Consider the following 18,266-nt stretch of genomic DNA (forward strand, 5'->3'; position numbering starts at 1 on the left):
GTTAAGCGTCGTCTGCGATAGCTATATGATCGCGCGGCTAATGCCAAGTTACTGTGATGCCATTTTGTGCATTGCAGTATCAACTTTTGGGCAGTGCTGCGATGACCACGGCGCATAGCAGAAGATGATGATATCCCTTGGCTTTTGGCTCTTCTGATTTCTGCTCATTTTTCAATCGATTATTGTTGCGTAAGGAGTCGAGAGCTTGCATTGTGGTTGCAGAGGCGGCTTTCTGTGGGCGCAATTGCATGCCGGAGTTGAAAACATTCGACGCCATGCCGGCTGCGCTCGATCACGGCGCACTTTTTCATGCGCCCGATAATCTGGCAAACCTTGTCCCCGCCAATAGGACGCGCGGTTCCAGAACCCAGTCTCCGGTTCCGTGGCGGTCAAGGACTGGCAGCGCCTGCCGGCAGCTTTTGTCGGGCATTCGCCCGGCTTTCACGCAAGAGCTGGATCACGGTCGGTTCTTTCTGGCCGCACCGGTTTTTTTCGGCGGGGGAGCGATCGTCTGGTTCAAACTCGATGCCGATCCGTCGGTCGTGGCGCTCTCTGCCTGGCTTGGAATATTCGCGGCTGTGATCGTCGTAGCGCGCTTCGAGCGCTCTATCGTTCGCAAGTCCGCGCTGATCGGACTGCTGTTCGTTTGCGGTATGTTTTCCGCGCAGTTCGAAACGTGGCGGGCGGCGACGGTGATGCTGGATTCGTCGGTGACCACTACGGTGACCGGACGGGTCGAGCGCCGCGAAGGCGACGGCAAGGGGCGCTGGCGCTACATCGTTGCCGTAGCAGATACACAAGCTCCCTCCCTGGCGCGCCCACCTGACCGTGTCTCGATCGTTGCGCGTGGTGCTGGAGAGCCGTTCGAGATTGGTCAATGGTTGACCGGCAGGGCCCGTCTGGTTCCCTCGACCGGACCAGCATTGCCAGGTCTCGACGATTTTTCATTCGGCAGCTATTTTGACGAACTGGGTGCAAACGGGTTCTTCTACGGTGCGCCATCGGCCGCTGCTCCGCGCGATGACGGCAGCCTGGGCGTCGCGCGCCACACGACAATCGAATGGCTCTATCGTCTTAGAGCGGGGATCGGGGACCGTATTCGGTCGATCTTGCCAGGCGATACCGGAGCGTTTGCAGCGTCGGTGGTCACTGACGAGCGACGCGCCATCTCACGGGAGACGACGGAGGCCCTTCGCCAATCCGGGCTGGCGCATATCGTCGCGATATCGGGGCTCAACATGGCCTTGTCCGCAGGCATCTTCTTCGTAGGTCTGCGAATGCTGCTCAGCTTCGTTCCGTCCGTCGCGCAGGCCTATCCGACGAAGAAGATCGCGGCCGCCGGCGCACTGTTGGCGTTGACCGCCTACTACCTCATCTCCGGTTTTGCGGTATCGGCAGAGCGCGCGTATATCATGATGGCGATCATGCTGGTGGCCGTCCTTTTCGATCGACCATCGATAAGCCTTCGAAACGTTGCGCTGTCCGCGCTGCTGATTCTTCTGCTGTCGCCCTCGGAGGCGCTGGGACCAAGCTTCCAGATGTCGTATGCGGCGACCCTGGCGCTGGTGGCCGGCTATGCCATCTGGACGCGACGCCCTATGCGCGAAAATGTCCTTGCAACCCTTCCGGCAATGCGGCCGGTAATCGTCGTAGGACGCTTCTTTGGTGGTATCGTGCTGACGTCCGTGATTGGCGGCGTTTCCACCGCTCTGTTCTCGATCGAGCATTTCCATCGGATGAGTGCCTACGGCTTGCCGGCAAATCTGCTGGCGATGCCGATCGTCTCGTTTGTGATCATGCCAGCCGGCATGCTGGCGATGTTGCTGACGCCACTCGGTCTTGATGTGTTGCCATGGAAGGTGGCCGGCTTCGGTCTGGACATGGTCATAGGCATCGCCCGGATGGTATCCGGCTGGGGCGGCAATATCGATATCGGACGCTTGCCGGAATGGTACTTCCCATTGGCCGTGTCTGGCTTTCTGCTGCTGACGCTGCTGCACACGCGCCTGCTGTACTTGGGGGGCGCGGTATTGGGGCTTTCGACTCTGTTGGTTTTGCTCGTTCCAGCGACAGCGCCGCCGGACATTGTCCTTTCCGAGGACGGCAGTGTTGCTGCCATCCTGCGCGGAAAAGTCCTTGCGTCCAATCGCGAGCGCCCGCCTGATTTCATTTTCAGCCAATGGCAGCGCGCACTTGCCGCCGGAGAACACAAGCCGCCGAACATCATCGGGAGCGAGGCGGCGCCGCTTGGAGGAGCAGGACAAGAGAGGAAAAGATACAGGCTATCCGTGAGCGAACAACGAGAGGCGCGCAAAGCCATCCGCCATTCGGCTGCGTCTGGAACCGAAAACGGCTTTACATGCCGGAAAGGAGCGTGGTGTACCGCCATGCTAGACAATGGCTATGTCCTGACAACACTCGAAGACGCGGCCTATCTGGGCCCGGCCTGCGACGTATCCGACATCGTCGTCACACCGGTTCGCCTCCGGCTCGGCGAATGCCGATCCGGCTCGATGCTGTTCACTGGAGAAACGCTACGCCGATCCGGCGCCGTCGAAGTTCAAATCGGACAGCAGGGGTCGATGAGCGTCACGACAGCATATCAAAGCCTCAGCCGACCATGGCTGATGCACCGTACCTACGACTGGCGCAGCAACACGTTCAATACGGCGTCACCGATCAGTGATAGCGACGAATAAGCCCGACAAGCTTGCCCTGAACCTTGACCCGGTCCGGGCCGAAGATGCGGGTTTCATAAGCCGGGTTGGCGGCCTCGAGCGCGATGGACGCACCCTTGCGGCGGAAGCGCTTCAGCGTCGCTTCCTCGTCATCGACGAGGGCAACAACGATATCACCGGGATTTGCCGTGTTGCCATTGCGGATGATGACTGTATCGCCATCGAAAATCCCGGCATCGATCATCGAATCGCCCTTCACCTCGAGCGCATAGTGCTCGCCGGAACCGATCATGTCGGCGGGAACGGTGATGTCGTGCGTGTTGTTCTGGATTGCCGAAATCGGCACACCGGCGGCGATGCGACCCATGACGGGCACCGAAACAGAATTGCCGTTGTCGGCAACTGGGGCAGGCTTTGGCGGGGCCACCGGTTGCGGCTTGCCCAGGCTGCCTTCGATTACGCTGGGCGAGAAGCCGCGGCGCGGCTGCAGGCTCGGATTATAGGCTTCCGGAAGCTTGATGACTTCAAGCGCCCGGGCCCTATTTGGAAGTCGGCGAATAAAGCCGCGCTCCTCGAGCGCGGTAATCAGGCGATGGATGCCGGATTTCGACGCGAGATTCAGGGCATCCTTCATCTCATCAAAAGAGGGGGGCACACCGGACTCTTTCATTCGCTCGTGAATGAAGAGAAGAAGCTCCTGTTGCTTTCGCGTCAGCATCGATGTTGAACCCCAGAGTTGTGAAACAAAGCCAGAACAGACACTATATGTTCCATATGTGTTCCGCAAGTGCCTAAATTTTCGTAAAGTTTGGCTTCAACTTGTCCAGTTTTTGCGCCTCATTTGAGATATGCGATGGCAAGGCGCTTGAATAGCCGCTGAAGTAGACGCATACGCTTGAACATCAGGGGGAGGATTTGCCATGACTGAAGCGCACCCGCTGGACCATCTCGTGCTGCCAGTTGCCCATATCGGCCTCGCCCGCGAGCGCCTCGGGAAGCTTGGTTTCACGGTAGCTGCCGATGCTCTGCACCCTTTTGGAACGCAGAATGCCTGCATATTCTTCGCCGACAAAACATATCTTGAGCCGCTCGGAATTGCGAGTGCGGACAGCTACGATGCCTCGGTGAAGAAGGGCAACGTCTTTACAGCGCGCGACCGTGCCTTTCGCTTCCGGTGTGGTCAGGACGGGTTCTCTGCTGTCGTGCTCGGGACGGCAGATGCCGATCGAGATCACGCGCGGTTTGTCGCCGATAGGATCAGTGGCGGTGACATGTTGCAGTTTTCCCGTCCCATGAAGATGCCGGACGGAGCGGAAACAACCGCCGCGTTCAGGCTGGCATTTGCGGCGGATCTCCGGGCACCGGACTTCTTCCTCTTCACGTGCCAGCGGATTAATGCGCTGCCAGCCGATCGGGCCGCGCTTGAGACCCACGCGAACGGCGTGGTCGGCGTTGCGGAGATCGTTCTCACGGCGCCTGATCCCAAGGCGTTTGGCTTGTTCCTGCACTTTGCGTCGGCCGTTCGGACCGTCCGGGAGGAAGCGTTCGGCGTCAGTGTCGCGCTGCCCAACGCGCGCGTCAGCATTCTTTCGCCGAATGGGCTCGATGCCTACCTCGATCAAGCCGCACCCAGCGGCGACCATGGCCTGCGCGGGTTTGCGATTGTCTTCACGGTCGGCGATCTCTCCGTGACAGAGGCGCATTTGGCTGCTAACGGGATCACGTACACGCGCAAGAACAATCGAATTCTGGTGAAGGCCGCGTCCGGCCAGGGCGCGCTCTTTGCCTTCGAGGAGAGACGATGACTGAGACGAATTCGCAAGTGGCTGTCGGCGAGGGCGCAGGACAGGTCGTTTTTTCGAACACCGGCAAGCTGTCGCTGATTGCAGGGCCGTGCCAGATGGAAAGCCGCGACCACGCTTTCATGGTCGCCGGGGTCCTGAAGGAGCTTTGCGACAGGCTTGGTATCGGCCTCGTCTACAAGTCGTCTTTCGACAAGGCGAACCGCACCTCGCTGTCGGCGCAGCGCGGCATAGGTCTCGAATACGCGCTTGAGGTTTTCGCCGATCTCAAGAAGGAATATGGCTTTCCCGTTCTGACCGACATCCATACCGAGGAGCAGTGCGCCGAAGTGGCCACGGTGGTCGACGTCCTGCAGATCCCGGCATTTCTCAGCCGTCAGACCGATCTTCTTGTCGCTGCCGCCAAGACCGGTCGGGCCATCAATGTCAAGAAGGGCCAGTTCCTGGCGCCCTGGGACATGAAGAACGTTCTCGCGAAGCTCAATGCCAGCGGCAACGCGAACATCATGCTGTGCGAGCGCGGTGCGTCATTCGGTTACAATACGCTGGTGTCGGACATGCGGTCGCTGCCGATCATGGAAGCGATGGGCGCACCTGTGGTTTTCGATGCGACGCATTCGGTCCAGCAGCCGGGCGGTCAGGGTGGCTCCTCCGGCGGCCAGCGCGAGTTCGTGGAGACGCTGGCGCGTGCGGCGGTCGCAGTCGGCGTTGCCGGTGTGTTCGTCGAGACGCATGAGGATCCCGACAATGCGCCTTCCGACGGCCCCAACATGGTCTATCTCAGCGATATGCCGAGGTTGCTCGAAAAGCTGCTCGCCTTCGATGCCATCGCCAAGGCAGCATGAAACTTATCGAACGTGCTCGCCGTCAACTGGCGAGCGCCATCCGGTGGTGTGAGGGATGAGCCCCAGCGGCCGACTTGCCCGAATCGTCGATACGGAAACGGGACAGCAGGTGATTGAGGTGCACTGCTTCATCGCCGAGCTTGCGGCAGGCGGCGTTGGTCTGCTCGACCATCGCGGCGTTCTGTTGCGTAACGCTGTCCATCGTATTGACGGCGGTATTGATTTCCAGAAGCGCGGTCGTCTGTTCAGAGGATGAGCGCACTATCTCCTCGATCAGCGCCGTGACCTTCAAAATCTGCTGGTCGATGTTGCCGAGCGCCGCGCCCGTGCGGTTGACGAGATCAACGCCGGCGGAAACCTGCCCGGAGGAGTTTTCGGTTAACTGCTTGATTTCCTTTGCCAGCTTCGCTGAACGACCGGCAAGGTCGCGCACTTCCTGCGCAACGACCGCAAACCCTTTACCGGCTTCGCCTGCACGGGCTGCCTCGACGCCAGCATTGAGTGCTAGCAGGTTGGTCTGAAAGGCGATTTCGTCGATGACGTTGATGATCTCGCCGATCTGCGCGGACGACGTTTCGATCCTCTGCATGGCAACGACGGCTTCGTGCACGACCGTTGCCGAATAGCTGGCGCTTTCCTTGGTCAAAGTCATCATCGCATTGGCCTCCTTGGCGCGCTCCGACGAGTTCTTGACAGTGGCCGTGATCTCGTCAAGCGCCGATGCCGCCTGCTCCAGGGACGCCGCCTGATGTTCCGTGCGTCGGGCGAGATCATCGGTGCTGGCCGCGATTTCGCCCGAGCCGGTTCTGACCGTATTCGTAACAGTCGAGATTTCCATCATCGTGCCGAAGAGTGTGCGGACGCTTGAGTTGAACTCCTCGCGCAGCTTTTCATAGGCTGCTTCAAAAGGCTCATTGATCCGGACGGTCAGATCGCCGCCGGACAGGCACTCCAGGCCGCGGCTCAGGCTGTCGATGACGGTTTCTCGCGCAGCTTCGTCTTCCGCCTTGATGGCGGCGTGCGCTGCATCGCGCTGCGTCTGGGCCTGGCGTTCGGCATCCTGGCGCAGGCGGATGTTGTTTCGCTCTTCTGCTGATTGGCGGAACACAGAGACCGCGCGAGCCATCTCGCCAATCTCGTCGGCCCGGTGCCTGAAAGGCACTTCCTTCGCATAATCGCCAGCCGCAAGGACAGCCATGTAGTCGCGCATCGTCGATAGCGGCACGATCGCGCGCCGGCGAAAGGCATAGAGGCCGCCGAGCAAGAGGCAGAGCGAGACGGCGGCTGCCACCAGCGTGATAGCGGAGAGGATACGGGTTTGATCGGCAGCGTCCTTCTCGGCGGTCGCCAGGAAGGCATTCGCCATGTCCACCAGTTTGTTGACGGCCTCCTCGTGAATATGAAAATTCGTGGAAAGTTTCTCGAAGGCAACGGGAATAGCCGCCTTGTCGTTTCCGAGAATGGCCGGGGCGAGCTCCTCAGCCATCACCTTCCAAAAAACGTCACCTTTGATGAGCACATCGTTCAGGAGTTTTTCCTTGAGGTCGGCGCTAAGAGCCGTTTCCGACCAGTATTTGCGGCGATCCTCGAAGGCCGGCTTTAGGACTGTCTGGATACGCTCGATGTTCTTCTTCGCGACGTCCGGGCGCTGTACCGCTTCAAGTGCAAGCATGTAGGATTCGACAATATAGAGAGGAGGGGGCAGGATATCGGCGACCAGATCCTTGCCGTAGACGATCTGCCTATACATTTCGCCGTTCACCCGCAGCTTATAGAATGCGTAGTTCTGTATACCGACGGAAGTGATCAATCCGGTGGTGACGACCACCGCGAAGATGGCAAGGCTGCGAGCAATATTGAGTTTCATCCTGCGCCCTGTGAAATTAAACGGTGGAAATGTGTTGTTCGTTGAAATCAATTGGAGTTTTGAAGAACCTGAGAGGTCTTGTGGGCAGGCGGGTTGGGACCGCATGAGGAAGTGCGTCATGCAATACTACTTGCCAACGGGCAGTGCGGTATTTCCTCATCGGTGGTAGTTGTAATATTGATTGGTTACTGACCAATAAATCTTCAACCGCATCGAAGGTGCGGCTGTTTTTCGAAACCGGAAGTTTCGAAATCCTGGATCAAGCCTTTGGAAGACGATGGCCTATCAGGCGTCTTCAAAAGCCTGACATATTCGAGCTGTAGGCCGTGTGACGATCTTGGTCGATGTTGCGGCATTGTAATTTGCGCGCCTTCGATTAAACAGGCTTCAAACGATTTACCGACCCTCAAGCAGGAAGAGCCGATGACCGCAATTACCGACATTATCGCCCGCGAGATTCTCGACAGCCGTGGAAACCCCACGGTCGAAGTCGATGTCTATCTTGAAGATGGCAGCATGGGACGCGCAGCGGTGCCGTCGGGCGCTTCGACCGGCGCGCACGAAGCCGTCGAGCTTCGCGACGGTGGCAAGCGCTACCTCGGCAAGGGTGTCGAAAAGGCCGTCGAAGCCGCCAACACGGAAATCTTCGACGCGATCGGTGGGATCGATGCCGAAAACCAGATCCAGATCGACAATATCATGATCGAGCTGGACGGAACGCCGAACAAGTCGCGCCTGGGTGCAAACGCAATCCTCGGCGTCTCGCTCGCCGTCGCCAAGGCTGCTGCCGAAGCCTCCGGCCTGCCGCTCTACCGCTACATCGGTGGCGCCAGCGCCCATCTGCTGCCGGTTCCAATGATGAACATCATCAACGGTGGTGCACACGCTGACAACCCGATCGACTTCCAGGAGTTCATGATCCTGCCGGTCGGCGCCGATTCGATCCGCGAAGCGGTTCGCATGGGCTCGGAAGTCTTCCACGTCCTCAAAAAGGAACTATCGTCTCAGGGCCACAACACCAACGTTGGTGACGAAGGCGGTTTCGCGCCGGGCCTGAAGAGCGCACCTGAAGCCCTCGACTTCATCATGAAGTCGATCGAAAAAGCCGGCTACAAGCCCGGCGAAGACATCCACCTCGGCCTCGACTGCGCTGCGACCGAATTCTTCAAGGATGGCAAGTACGTCCTAGAAGGCGAAGGCCGTACGCTGGAATCGGGCGCCATGGCCGAATACCTCGCGCAGCTCGCTGCCCAGTACCCGATCATCTCGATCGAAGACGGCATGGCTGAAGACGATTGGGACGGCTGGAAGGCTCTGACCGATCTGGCCGGCAAGAAGGTTCAGCTGGTCGGCGATGATCTCTTCGTCACCAACTCGGCGCGTCTGCGCGACGGCATCCGCATGGGCGTTGCCAACTCGATCCTCGTCAAGGTCAACCAGATCGGTTCGCTGACGGAAACGCTTGATGCCGTCAACACCGCGCACAAGGCTGCCTACACTGCCGTCATGTCGCATCGTTCGGGTGAGACCGAGGATTCAACGATTGCCGATCTGGCGGTTGCCACGAACTGCGGTCAGATCAAGACCGGTTCGCTGTCGCGCTCGGATCGTCTTGCAAAGTACAACCAGCTGATCCGCATCGAAGAAGGCCTCGGCCCGCAGGCGCAGTATGCCGGCCGTTCCATCATCCGAGGCTAATACCGTCTAATTTCAAACCTTTGGAAACCCGCGCCCACGGTTGGTGCGGGTTTTTTCTTGCGCCGCGTTCATAGTCAACGGACGGTTAATCTCTCCTCGTTAGTCTCGTCGACAAGGTAATGCGTTTTGAGAAGCCGCGTATGTGGACAAAGCATCATAAGAAGAAAAAGATCGGTCGTTTCGTCGTTCCGGCGATGACTGTCGCCTTTCTTTCCTATTTCGGCTACCATTGCATCCATGGCGATTATGGCCTGCGCGCAACCGAAGTGTTCGAGCGCACGCGCGTCGCACGGGAGAGGGAGCTGGCGGTTCTGAAAGCAAAGCGGGAGCACCTGGAACGGCAGGTTGCGCTGCTGAGTGACGGCTCGATGGACAAGGATATGCTGGACGAAAAGGCGCGTCTTCAGCTGAATATGTCGCGCGCCGACGAGATCGTCATATTCAACCACTATTCAAATTAACCGAAAACAAGTTAATTGAAATAATCGTATATTTATCAATAGCTTAACGATGAATACGAGCCATGCATTTATGGCATTGCTGCGGCTAAATTTCTTCCCTATGGTACGCGCCACCTAAGAACCGATAAACCCATAGGGAGGGTTGAATGGCGCCGCGAAAAAACGCGACCGTTTCCAGCCGCAAGACCAGTGCGAAACCGGCAGGCAAGGCATCGAATGGTGGCCCTGTCGCTGATTTCGATCGCGATCAGGAGCTCAAAGCCTATCGCGAGATGCTTCTTATCCGCCGCTTCGAAGAGAAGGCGGGTCAGTTGTACGGCATGGGCTTCATTGGCGGCTTCTGTCACCTCTACATCGGCCAGGAAGCTGTCGTCGTCGGCATGCAGATGGCCCAGAAGGAAGGCGATCAGGTCATCACCGCCTATCGCGATCATGGTCACATGCTGGCAACCGGCATGAGCGCCCGCGGCGTCATGGCCGAGCTGACCGGACGCATCGACGGCTATTCCCGGGGCAAGGGTGGCTCGATGCACATGTTCTCCAAGGAGAAGCATTTCTACGGCGGTCACGGCATCGTCGGCGCCCAGGTGTCGCTCGGCACCGGTCTGGCATTCGCCAACCGCTACCGCGGCAATGACAGCGTTTCGATCGCCTATTTCGGCGACGGCGCTGCCAACCAGGGCCAGGTTTACGAGAGCTTCAACATGGCTGCTCTCTGGAAGCTTCCGATCGTATACATCGTCGAGAACAATCGTTACGCCATGGGTACCTCGACTTTGCGCGCCACCGCGCAGTCAAACTACTCACTGCGCGGGTCGGGCTTCGGCATTCCCGGCATTCAGGTCGACGGCATGGATGTTCGTGCCGTTAAGGCGGCTGCGGATGAAGCGCTGGAGCATTGCCGCTCCGGCAAGGGTCCGATCATCCTGGAAATGCTGACTTACCGCTATCGCGGTCACTCCATGTCCGACCCTGCGAAGTATCGCTCCAAGGAAGAAGTGCAGAAGATGCGCTCCGAGCAGGACCCGATCGAGCAGGTCAAGGCGCGCCTCGTCGAAAAGGGCTGGGCCAGCGAAGACGACCTGAAGGCGATCGACAAGGACGTCCGCGACATCGTCGCAGACAGCGCCGATTTCGCCCAGGCCGCTCCCGAGCCGGATGCGTCCGAGCTCTACACCGACATTCTGCTTTAAGCGGGGAGGGCAACAATGCCTATCGACATCCTTATGCCAGCCCTCTCTCCGACAATGGAAGAAGGCACGCTGTCCAAGTGGTTGAAGCAGGAAGGTGACAAGGTCACATCAGGCGACGTCATTTGCGAAATTGAAACCGACAAGGCGACGATGGAAGTCGAAGCCGTCGATGAAGGCGTGATCGGCAAGCTGCTGGTTGCTGCCGGCACCGAAGGCGTGAAGGTCAACGCCAAGATCGCCATCTTGCTGCAGGATGGCGAATCCGCGTCCGTCATCTCAGCCGCCGCACCTGCTCCTGCCGAAGCACCGAAAGCCGAAGAAAAGCCTGCTGCCGCTTCTGCACAGGCGCCGCTCCCGGCCGAGCCCAAGGCGCATGTGCCGAACGATCCGGAAATCCCGGCCGGCACCGAAATGGTGTCGACGACCGTCCGTGACGCGCTCCGCGACGCCATGGCCGAAGAAATGCGTGCCGATGAAAATGTCTTCGTCATGGGTGAAGAGGTTGCCGAGTATCAGGGTGCCTACAAGGTCACCCAGGGGCTTCTACAGGAATTTGGCCCCCGCCGGGTCGTTGATACGCCGATCACCGAGCACGGCTTTGCGGGTGTCGGCGTCGGCGCTGCAATGACTGGCCTGAAGCCGATCGTCGAGTTCATGACCTTCAACTTCGCCATGCAGGCGATCGACCAGATCATCAACTCCGCTGCCAAGACGCTCTACATGTCCGGCGGCCAGATGGGTGCTCCAATCGTGTTCCGTGGCCCGAATGGTGCAGCTGCCCGCGTCGGCGCCCAGCACAGCCAGGATTACTCGGCCTGGTATAGCCAGATCCCGGGCCTCAAGGTCGTCATGCCCTACACGGCATCCGACGCCAAGGGCCTGCTGAAGGCCGCCATCCGCGATCCGAACCCTGTCGTCTTCCTCGAAAACGAAATTCTCTACGGTCAGCATTTCGATGTGCCGAAGATGGATAACTTCGTCCTGCCGATCGGCAAGGCGCGCATCCATCGTCCGGGCAAGGACGTGACCATCGTGTCCTTCGGTATCGGCATGACCTATGCGGTCAAGGCTGTCGCCGAGCTCGAGAAGATCGGCATCGATGCCGAACTGATCGATCTGCGCACGCTGCGCCCGATGGACCTTCCGACCGTGATTGAATCCGTCAAGAAGACCGGCCGTCTGGTCACCGTCGAGGAAGGCTATCCACAGAACTCCGTCGGCACCGAAATCGCCACCCGCGTCATGCAGCAGGCCTTCGATTATCTCGATGCTCCGGTTCTGACGATTGCCGGCAAGGACGTTCCGATGCCTTACGCCGCCAACCTCGAAAAGCTCGCGCTTCCGAATGTCGACGAAGTCGTCCAGGCGGTGAAAGCCGTTTGCTACAAGTAACAAGGGGAGGGTATTTCGATGCCTATCAACATCACGATGCCTGCCCTGTCTCCAACCATGGAAGAGGGAAACCTCTCCAAGTGGCTGGTCAAGGAAGGCGATACGGTTAAATCAGGCGATGTCATCGCCGAGATCGAAACCGACAAGGCGACGATGGAAGTCGAAGCAGTCGACGAAGGCGTCGTTGCCAAGCTCCTCGTTCCCGCCGGCACCGAAGGCGTCAAGGTCAATGCCCTGATCGCCGTTTTGGCTGCTGAAGGCGAAGACGTTGCCGCTGCTGCGAGCGGTGCGGGTTCCGCGCCGGCGCCGAAAGCAGCTGCTGCCGAAGTCCCGAAGGCTGAAGCTGCCGCGCCTGCTGCTCCGGCACCGGCTGCTACAGCATCTGCGCCGGCCGCGGCACCCGCCGCAGCTCCGGCAAGTGGCGATCGCCCATTCTCCTCGCCGCTGGCGCGCCGTCTGGCGAAGGAAGCCGGTATCGATCTGTCGGCCATCTCCGGTTCCGGCCCGCATGGCCGCGTCGTCAAGAGCGACGTGGAAGCGGCTGCCGCAGGTGGTGGCGCCAAGGCGGCTCCTGCCGCTGCAGCACCGCAGGCTGCTGTAGCAGCTCCGGCTGCTGCGCCGAAGGGTGCGTCGGACGAAAGCGTGCTCAAGTTGTTCGAGCCCGGCTCCTACGAGCTCGTGCCGCATGACGGCATGCGCAAGATCATCGCCAAGCGCCTCGTCGAATCCAAGCAGACCGTGCCGCACTTCTACGTCACGGTCGATTGCGAGCTCGATGCGCTGCTGGCATTGCGTGCCCAGCTCAACGACGCCGCACCACGCAAGGATGGCGGCGCTGCCTACAAGCTCTCCGTCAACGACATGGTCATCAAGGCCATGGCACTGGCGCTGCGCGATGTTCCGGATGCCAACGTCTCCTGGACCGAAGCCAACATGGTCAAGCACAAGCACGCCGATGTCGGCGTGGCTGTCTCGATCCCGGGCGGCCTGATCACCCCGATCATCCGCAAGGCCGAGGAAAAAACCCTGTCGGCCATCTCCAACGAGATGCGCGACCTCGGCAAGCGCGCCAAGGATCGCAAGCTGAAGCCGGAAGAGTTCCAGGGCGGCACGACGTCGGTCTCCAACATGGGCATGATGGGCGTGAAGAACTTCGCGGCTGTCATCAACCCGCCGCATGCAACGATCCTCGCGGTCGGTGCAGGCGAGCAGCGTGTGATCGTCCGCAAGGGCGAAATGGTCATCGCCACGGTGATGAGCGTCACGCTGTCGACCGACCATCGCTGTGTCGACGGCGCGCTCGGTGCTGAGCTTCTGCAGGCGTTCAAGGGCTACATCGAAAATCCGATGGGCATGCTCGTCTAAGACGATAGCGGAGACGGAAATGACGAAGACCGTTCTTTGCTATGGGGACTCTCTGACCTGGGGTTATGACGCCGCTTCCATTGGCCGTCATGACTACCGGGATCGTTGGCCGAGTGCGCTTCAGGCGGCACTCGGCGACGAAGCGAGGATCATTGCCGAGGGGCTGAACGGCCGCACGACCGCATTCGACGATCATCTCGCCGATTGCGATCGTAACGGTGCCCGCATTCTGCCGACCATCCTGCAGACGCACGCGCCGCTCGATCTCGTCATTCTCCTCCTCGGCACCAACGACATGAAGCCGGTCGTGGCAGGATCGGCTTTTGCCGCCTGCCAGGGCATCGCCCGATTGGTCCGGCTGATCCGCAATCATGCCTGGCCGTTCGAGTTTGACGTACCGGACATCCTGATCGTCGCGCCGCCGAAGATCCGCGAAACCGCCAACGTGGCCTTCGCGGCGTCTTTTGTCGGCGGTATCGAGGAATCGGCGATGCTGGCGACGCTCTACCGCGATCTGGCCGATGAACTCGGCTGCGGTTTCTTCGACGGAAATTCGGTTGCGAAGACCACGCCTCTCGATGGCATCCATCTCGATGCCGAGAATACCCGCGCTCTCGGGCGCGGCATGGAATCGACGGTCCGGATGATGTTGGGGCTGTGACCATGGCGCCTTTCGTGACGCTCCGTCCCGCGACGCGGGAGGATGCGGCCGAACTGGCAATCGTGGCAGACCTTGCCTCGCACGGCGTTGCCTGCTGGCTCTGGCTGGGTGAGTTGGCAGGTAGCTGTGGCGACACGCCAATGGAACTGGGCCGGCTGAAGATGCGCCGCGACGACGGCTATGGCAGCTGGCGCCATGCGGTGATTGCAGAGGCCTATGGCGAAACGGCGGGAGCGGCCATCGGCTATGCTCTTGGCGACGACGTCAGAGACATCGAGGTGGATCGGGTGGCTCTTCAGCCGGCAGTCGATCTGCAGAAGACGGTGATCGGCAGCTGGTTCATTGCAACGCTCGGCGTCTATAGCCATCTGCGCGGCATAGGGATCGGCAAGAGCATACTGGATGATCAGATCGAACGGGCAGGGACACTGCCAGTCAGCCTGATCACGGCGAGTGACAATGAAGCGGCTCTGGCGCTTTACAGGAAGAATGGATTTTCGGAGCGGGCGCGCCGTCAGGCGTTGTCGGTTTTCGAAAGCAGCAGGAAACACGAGTGGGTGCTTCTCACCCGCGACGCCCGGTAACAAAGGCAGGAAAACATGGCTGAGAATTACGACGTCATCATCATCGGCTCCGGTCCCGGCGGCTATGTCGCCGCTGTGCGTGCCAGCCAGTTGGGCCTCAAGACCGCGATCGTCGAGCGCGAACATCTGGGCGGCATCTGCCTGAACTGGGGCTGCATCCCGACCAAGGCGCTGCTGCGTTCGGCCGAAGTGCTCGACCACGCCAATCATTTCAAGGATTTCGGCCTCGTTCTTGAAGGCACCGTCAAGCCTGACGTTACGGCAGTTGTCGCACGCTCGCGCGGCGTCTCCGCGCGCCTGAACGGCGGCGTCGGCTTCCTGATGAAGAAGAACAAGGTCGACGTCATCTGGGGTGAAGCCAAGATCACCAAGCCGGGCGAGATCGTTGTCGCCAAGTCATCGAAGCCCGTCGTCGAGCCGCAGAACCCGGTTCCGAAGAACGTCAAGGGCGAGGGCACCTACACCGCCAAGCACATCATCATCGCCACCGGCGCCCGCCCGCGCGCGCTGCCCGGCATCGAGCCGGATGGCAAGCTGATCTGGACCTATTTCGAAGCGATGAAGCCGGCCGCTCTGCCGAAGTCGCTGATCGTCATGGGCTCGGGCGCGATAGGCATTGAATTCGCGAGCTTCTACCGCTCGATGGGTGTCGATGTCACGGTCATTGAGGTCATGCCGACCATCATGCCAGTCGAGGATGTCGAGGTTACGGCGATTGCTCGCAAACAGCTGGAAAAGCGCGGCCTGAAGATCCTGACGAGCGCCAAGGTCACCAAAGTCGAAAAAGCCGCAAACAGCGTCACCGCACAAGTGGAAACCGCTGATGGCAAGGTCCAGCAGATCGTTGCCGACCGGATGATCTCGGCAGTCGGCGTACAGGGCAACATCGAAAACCTTGGCCTTGAAGCGGTTGGCGTCAAGACGGATCGCGGATGCGTCGTCATCGATGGCTACGGCAAGACCAACGTTCCTGGCATCTACGCCATCGGCGACGTCGCCGGTCCGCCGATGCTCGCCCACAAGGCCGAGCACGAAGGCGTCGTCTGCGTGGAAAAGATTGCCGGTCTGCCGAACGTTCATGCCACCGACAAGAATAAGGTACCGGGCTGCACCTACTGCAACCCGCAGGTTGCCTCTGTTGGCCTCACCGAAGCGAGGGCCAAGGAAGCCGGCCGCGATATCCGCGTCGGTCGCTTTTCCTTTGCTGCCAACGGCAAGGCAATCGCGCTGGGCGAAGACCAGGGTATGTGCAAGGTCATCTTCGACAAGAAGACCGGTGAACTGCTCGGAGCTCACATGGTCGGAGCCGAAGTCACCGAACTGATCCAGGGCTTCGTCGTCGCCATGAACCTGGAGACGACGGAAGAAGAACTGATGCACACTATCTTCCCGCATCCGACGGTGTCCGAAACCATGAAGGAGGCCGTTCTGGATGCTTACGGTCGTGTCCTGAACGCTTGATAGTTTCCTTTTCTGCCCTTTATCCCCCGGGCGGCGCAAGCCGTCCCCCGCAAGGGGTGGAAAAAACGAAAGGAAATCATCATGTCTATGGGTACGCAGGCACTGCTCATCTTCCTGTTGATCGGTCTGGTTGCGGGGTTCCTTGCCAGTCTGATCGTCGGCGGCGGTGGATTGATACGGTGCCTGCTCAGCGGCATCATCGGCGCGTTCGTCGGAGGCTTCCTCTTCAACGCTCTGGGGATTTCGCTCGGAATTGAGAATGCGATCGTGGTGCAGATCGTTCACGCGACGGTTGGCGCTATCATTGTGGTGTTGATCGCAAGGGCGATCGCTTAAGGGGCAGTGGCAGGATGGAAGGCGTAGGCTGGATTGCGGCAATCATCATCGGCGGTTTCGCGGGCTGGCTCGCGGGCAAGCTGATGGAGGCGCGTTACGGCATATTGCTGAACATCGTGCTCGGCATCGTTGGCTCGGTGGTGGCGACAGCGATCCTTGCCCAGTTTCATATCGAAGTGGCCGGGGGCAGGCTCGGCTACTTCGTCACGGGTTTTCTTGGCGCCTGCTTGCTGATATTCGTCGCGCGGCTCGTTCGCCGATAGAGAGCCTTGCCCGCATGGGGCGGTGGAGAGTTAGACTGCTATGGTAACCATTCTCGACAGGATCAATTCCGACGCTGAAAAGCGGGTGCGGCACCCGGAAAAGGCTCACCGGCCTGACCAGGAGGTGCTGCGCAAGCCGGACTGGATCCGCGTCAAGGCGCCGACCTCCAAGGGTTACGCGGAAACCCGTTCGATTGTGAAGGAGCACAAGCTCGTCACCGTCTGTGAGGAAGCGGGCTGCCCCAACATCGGCGAGTGCTGGGACAAGAAGCACGCGACCTTCATGATCATGGGCGAGATCTGTACGCGCGCCTGCGCGTTCTGCAATGTTGCGACTGGCAAGCCGAATGCGCTCGACATGGCGGAGCCGGAGAGTGTGGCCAAGGCGGTCAAGGAGATGGGGCTGTCGCACGTCGTCATCACCTCGGTCGACCGCGACGATCTGGAGGACGGTGGTGCAGAGCACTTCGAAAAGGTGATCTGGGCGATCCGCGCCGCTTCGCCATCGACCACGATCGAGATCCTGACGCCGGACTTCCTGAAAAAACCGGGTGCGCTAGAGCGCGTCGTGGCTGCCAAGCCGGATGTCTTCAACCACAACATGGAAACCGTACCCGGCAACTACCTGACCGTTCGCCCCGGCGCACGCTACTTCCACTCTGTCCGCCTGCTGCAGCGGGTCAAGGAACTGGACCCAACGATGTTCACCAAGTCGGGCATCATGGTCGGGCTCGGCGAGGAGCGCAATGAAGTGCTGCAGCTGATGGATGACCTGCGTGTCGCCGACGTCGACTTCCTGACCATCGGCCAGTACCTGCAGCCGACCAAGAAGCACCACGCGGTGATGAGCTTTGTCACCCCGGACGAGTTCAAGTCCTACGAGACGGTCGCCTACACCAAGGGCTTCCTGATGGTGGCATCAAGCCCGCTTACACGCTCCTCGCATCACGCAGGCGACGACTTCGCCCGCCTTCGCGCCGCACGCGAGAAAAAGATGCTGATCGCGGCCGAGTAACGCGGTTGTCTATCATCTGAAGTTGTGTAAATTGCGCGGCTCCATTTCAGGAGCCCGCAAATGCTCGCTCACATTCCAACCGTCGACGATGCTGTTGACGCACTGCGCTCTGCGCGCAGGATCCTAGTATTCGGCTGCTCGGGCGGCGGTAAAAGTACGCTCTCCCAAAACCTCTCGGGGATTCTCGGTCTCCGCTACGTCTCGTTGGATCGCGAAGTCTTCTGGCTTCCCGGTTGGGTCTTGAGGCCGCGAACGGAGCAACGGACGCTGATTGCCGGGATTGTCGCCGAGGACCGCTGGATCATCGACGGCAATAATCCGAAATCGCTGGATCTTCGTTTGCCGCGTGCCGACATCGTCCTCTGGGTGAGGGTACCCCGTTGGCTGTGCCTCTGGAGCATCGTGAAACGTGGCTTCGTTTACCACGGCAGGACGCGACCGGATATGGCGCCCGGCTGCGTGGAGCAGATGCCAGACTGGCAGTTCATCTCCTATGTTTGGAATTTCGAGCGCGATGACGTGCCCGAATTCATCGAGGGCATCCATCTCCATGGTCCTTCAGTTCCGATCCTTCAGCTCAAGCGCAGGGCAGCGATGAACAGGTTGCTTCACCGCCTCGATCCGCAGCTTGAGCCTTGACCTCTA

The 18,266-nt window shown here is 59.9% G+C and carries 17 protein-coding genes; 15 read left to right on the top strand and 2 right to left on the bottom strand.

What is annotated here, in order from left to right; genetic code table 11:
• The first annotated feature begins 248 nt into the window (after positions 1 to 248).
• Positions 249 to 2,699 (top strand): ComEC/Rec2 family competence protein, encoded by a 2,451-nt coding sequence (locus tag ASC90_RS09640; RefSeq protein ID WP_056538888.1) that lies wholly within the window; start codon positions 249 to 251, stop codon positions 2,697 to 2,699.
• On the opposite strand, the gene lexA is transcribed toward ASC90_RS09640, so the two are convergent.
• Positions 2,680 to 3,396, bottom strand: coding sequence for a transcriptional repressor LexA (gene lexA, locus ASC90_RS09645; RefSeq protein ID WP_056538891.1), 717 nt, complete (start codon positions 3,394 to 3,396; stop codon positions 2,680 to 2,682). The two genes, ASC90_RS09640 and lexA, sit on opposite strands and share 20 nt — an antisense overlap.
• A 202-nt stretch (positions 3,397 to 3,598) precedes the next feature.
• On the opposite strand from lexA, the gene ASC90_RS09650 reads away from it, so the two are divergent.
• Positions 3,599 to 4,483: a VOC family protein gene (locus ASC90_RS09650; protein WP_056538894.1), complete on the top strand. Its 885-nt coding sequence runs from the start codon at positions 3,599 to 3,601 to the stop codon at positions 4,481 to 4,483.
• Positions 4,480 to 5,325, top strand: coding sequence for a 3-deoxy-8-phosphooctulonate synthase (kdsA, locus tag ASC90_RS09655; RefSeq protein WP_056538897.1), 846 nt, complete (start codon positions 4,480 to 4,482; stop codon positions 5,323 to 5,325). Before ASC90_RS09650 ends, kdsA begins: the two co-directional genes overlap by 4 nt.
• Positions 5,326 to 5,347: 22 nt before the next feature.
• On the opposite strand, the gene ASC90_RS09660 is transcribed toward kdsA, so the two are convergent.
• The gene (locus ASC90_RS09660; RefSeq protein WP_056538900.1) at positions 5,348 to 7,192 is read right to left on the bottom strand and encodes a methyl-accepting chemotaxis protein; all 1,845 of its coding nucleotides are present in this window, start codon (positions 7,190 to 7,192) and stop codon (positions 5,348 to 5,350) included.
• A gap of 423 nt (positions 7,193 to 7,615) precedes the next feature.
• Between ASC90_RS09660 and eno the strand changes: the two genes are divergently transcribed.
• The 12 genes from eno (at position 7,616) to ASC90_RS09720 (ending at position 18,260) form a co-directional block, all read left to right on the top strand.
• The gene (eno, locus tag ASC90_RS09665) at positions 7,616 to 8,890 is read left to right on the top strand and encodes a phosphopyruvate hydratase (protein WP_056538903.1); all 1,275 of its coding nucleotides are present in this window, start codon (positions 7,616 to 7,618) and stop codon (positions 8,888 to 8,890) included.
• Positions 8,891 to 9,030: 140 nt separating this feature from the next.
• Positions 9,031 to 9,351, top strand: coding sequence for a septum formation initiator family protein (locus ASC90_RS09670; protein WP_056538906.1), 321 nt, complete (start codon positions 9,031 to 9,033; stop codon positions 9,349 to 9,351).
• Positions 9,352 to 9,497: 146 nt separating this feature from the next.
• Positions 9,498 to 10,544, top strand: coding sequence for a pyruvate dehydrogenase (acetyl-transferring) E1 component subunit alpha (gene pdhA / locus ASC90_RS09675; RefSeq protein ID WP_056538909.1), 1,047 nt, complete (start codon positions 9,498 to 9,500; stop codon positions 10,542 to 10,544).
• Positions 10,545 to 10,559: 15 nt separating this feature from the next.
• Positions 10,560 to 11,936: a pyruvate dehydrogenase complex E1 component subunit beta gene (locus ASC90_RS09680; protein WP_056538912.1), complete on the top strand. Its 1,377-nt coding sequence runs from the start codon at positions 10,560 to 10,562 to the stop codon at positions 11,934 to 11,936.
• Between the two features lie 18 nt (positions 11,937 to 11,954).
• A complete protein-coding gene (locus tag ASC90_RS09685; RefSeq protein ID WP_056538914.1) occupies positions 11,955 to 13,301 on the top strand; it encodes a pyruvate dehydrogenase complex dihydrolipoamide acetyltransferase in 1,347 nt (448 codons plus the stop codon).
• A 19-nt stretch (positions 13,302 to 13,320) separates the two neighbouring features.
• On the top strand, positions 13,321 to 13,962 hold the full coding sequence (locus ASC90_RS09690; RefSeq protein ID WP_056538917.1) for an SGNH/GDSL hydrolase family protein: 642 nt from the start codon (positions 13,321 to 13,323) through the stop codon (positions 13,960 to 13,962).
• Positions 13,963 to 13,964: 2 nt separating this feature from the next.
• A complete protein-coding gene (locus ASC90_RS09695; protein WP_056538922.1) occupies positions 13,965 to 14,546 on the top strand; it encodes an N-acetyltransferase in 582 nt (193 codons plus the stop codon).
• Between the two features lie 15 nt (positions 14,547 to 14,561).
• Complete coding sequence (gene lpdA / locus ASC90_RS09700; protein WP_056538925.1) at positions 14,562 to 16,007, top strand: dihydrolipoyl dehydrogenase; 1,446 nt, start codon at positions 14,562 to 14,564, stop codon at positions 16,005 to 16,007.
• Between the two features lie 81 nt (positions 16,008 to 16,088).
• Positions 16,089 to 16,343, top strand: a complete 255-nt coding sequence (locus tag ASC90_RS09705) for a GlsB/YeaQ/YmgE family stress response membrane protein (protein ID WP_056538929.1) — start codon at positions 16,089 to 16,091, stop codon at positions 16,341 to 16,343.
• A 14-nt stretch (positions 16,344 to 16,357) separates the two neighbouring features.
• Complete coding sequence (locus ASC90_RS09710) at positions 16,358 to 16,606, top strand: GlsB/YeaQ/YmgE family stress response membrane protein (RefSeq protein WP_037117818.1); 249 nt, start codon at positions 16,358 to 16,360, stop codon at positions 16,604 to 16,606.
• A 40-nt stretch (positions 16,607 to 16,646) separates the two neighbouring features.
• A complete protein-coding gene (gene lipA, locus ASC90_RS09715) occupies positions 16,647 to 17,621 on the top strand; it encodes a lipoyl synthase (protein ID WP_056538933.1) in 975 nt (324 codons plus the stop codon).
• Positions 17,622 to 17,681: 60 nt separating this feature from the next.
• Positions 17,682 to 18,260 (top strand): AAA family ATPase, encoded by a 579-nt coding sequence (locus tag ASC90_RS09720; protein WP_056538938.1) that lies wholly within the window; start codon positions 17,682 to 17,684, stop codon positions 18,258 to 18,260.
• The last annotated feature ends 6 nt before the right edge of the window (positions 18,261 to 18,266 follow it).

The sequence above is a fragment of the Rhizobium sp. Root1220 genome, from assembly GCF_001426265.1.
Taxonomy (GTDB): Bacteria; Pseudomonadota; Alphaproteobacteria; order Rhizobiales; family Rhizobiaceae; genus Rhizobium.

Excerpts from the sequence above, each read along its gene's own strand:
- ASC90_RS09640 (WP_056538888.1), top strand. The coding sequence starts at position 249 with ATGCCGGAGTTGAAAACATTCGACGCCATGCCGGCTGCGCTCGATCAC.
- lexA (WP_056538891.1), bottom strand. The coding sequence starts at position 3,396 with ATGCTGACGCGAAAGCAACAGGAGCTTCTTCTCTTCATTCACGAGCGA.
- ASC90_RS09650 (WP_056538894.1), top strand. The coding sequence starts at position 3,599 with ATGACTGAAGCGCACCCGCTGGACCATCTCGTGCTGCCAGTTGCCCAT.
- kdsA (WP_056538897.1), top strand. The coding sequence starts at position 4,480 with ATGACTGAGACGAATTCGCAAGTGGCTGTCGGCGAGGGCGCAGGACAG.
- ASC90_RS09660 (WP_056538900.1), bottom strand. The coding sequence starts at position 7,192 with ATGAAACTCAATATTGCTCGCAGCCTTGCCATCTTCGCGGTGGTCGTC.
- eno (WP_056538903.1), top strand. The coding sequence starts at position 7,616 with ATGACCGCAATTACCGACATTATCGCCCGCGAGATTCTCGACAGCCGT.
- ASC90_RS09670 (WP_056538906.1), top strand. The coding sequence starts at position 9,031 with ATGTGGACAAAGCATCATAAGAAGAAAAAGATCGGTCGTTTCGTCGTT.
- pdhA (WP_056538909.1), top strand. The coding sequence starts at position 9,498 with ATGGCGCCGCGAAAAAACGCGACCGTTTCCAGCCGCAAGACCAGTGCG.
- ASC90_RS09680 (WP_056538912.1), top strand. The coding sequence starts at position 10,560 with ATGCCTATCGACATCCTTATGCCAGCCCTCTCTCCGACAATGGAAGAA.
- ASC90_RS09685 (WP_056538914.1), top strand. The coding sequence starts at position 11,955 with ATGCCTATCAACATCACGATGCCTGCCCTGTCTCCAACCATGGAAGAG.
- ASC90_RS09690 (WP_056538917.1), top strand. The coding sequence starts at position 13,321 with ATGACGAAGACCGTTCTTTGCTATGGGGACTCTCTGACCTGGGGTTAT.
- ASC90_RS09695 (WP_056538922.1), top strand. The coding sequence starts at position 13,965 with ATGGCGCCTTTCGTGACGCTCCGTCCCGCGACGCGGGAGGATGCGGCC.
- lpdA (WP_056538925.1), top strand. The coding sequence starts at position 14,562 with ATGGCTGAGAATTACGACGTCATCATCATCGGCTCCGGTCCCGGCGGC.
- ASC90_RS09705 (WP_056538929.1), top strand. The coding sequence starts at position 16,089 with ATGTCTATGGGTACGCAGGCACTGCTCATCTTCCTGTTGATCGGTCTG.
- ASC90_RS09710 (WP_037117818.1), top strand. The coding sequence starts at position 16,358 with ATGGAAGGCGTAGGCTGGATTGCGGCAATCATCATCGGCGGTTTCGCG.
- lipA (WP_056538933.1), top strand. The coding sequence starts at position 16,647 with ATGGTAACCATTCTCGACAGGATCAATTCCGACGCTGAAAAGCGGGTG.
- ASC90_RS09720 (WP_056538938.1), top strand. The coding sequence starts at position 17,682 with ATGCTCGCTCACATTCCAACCGTCGACGATGCTGTTGACGCACTGCGC.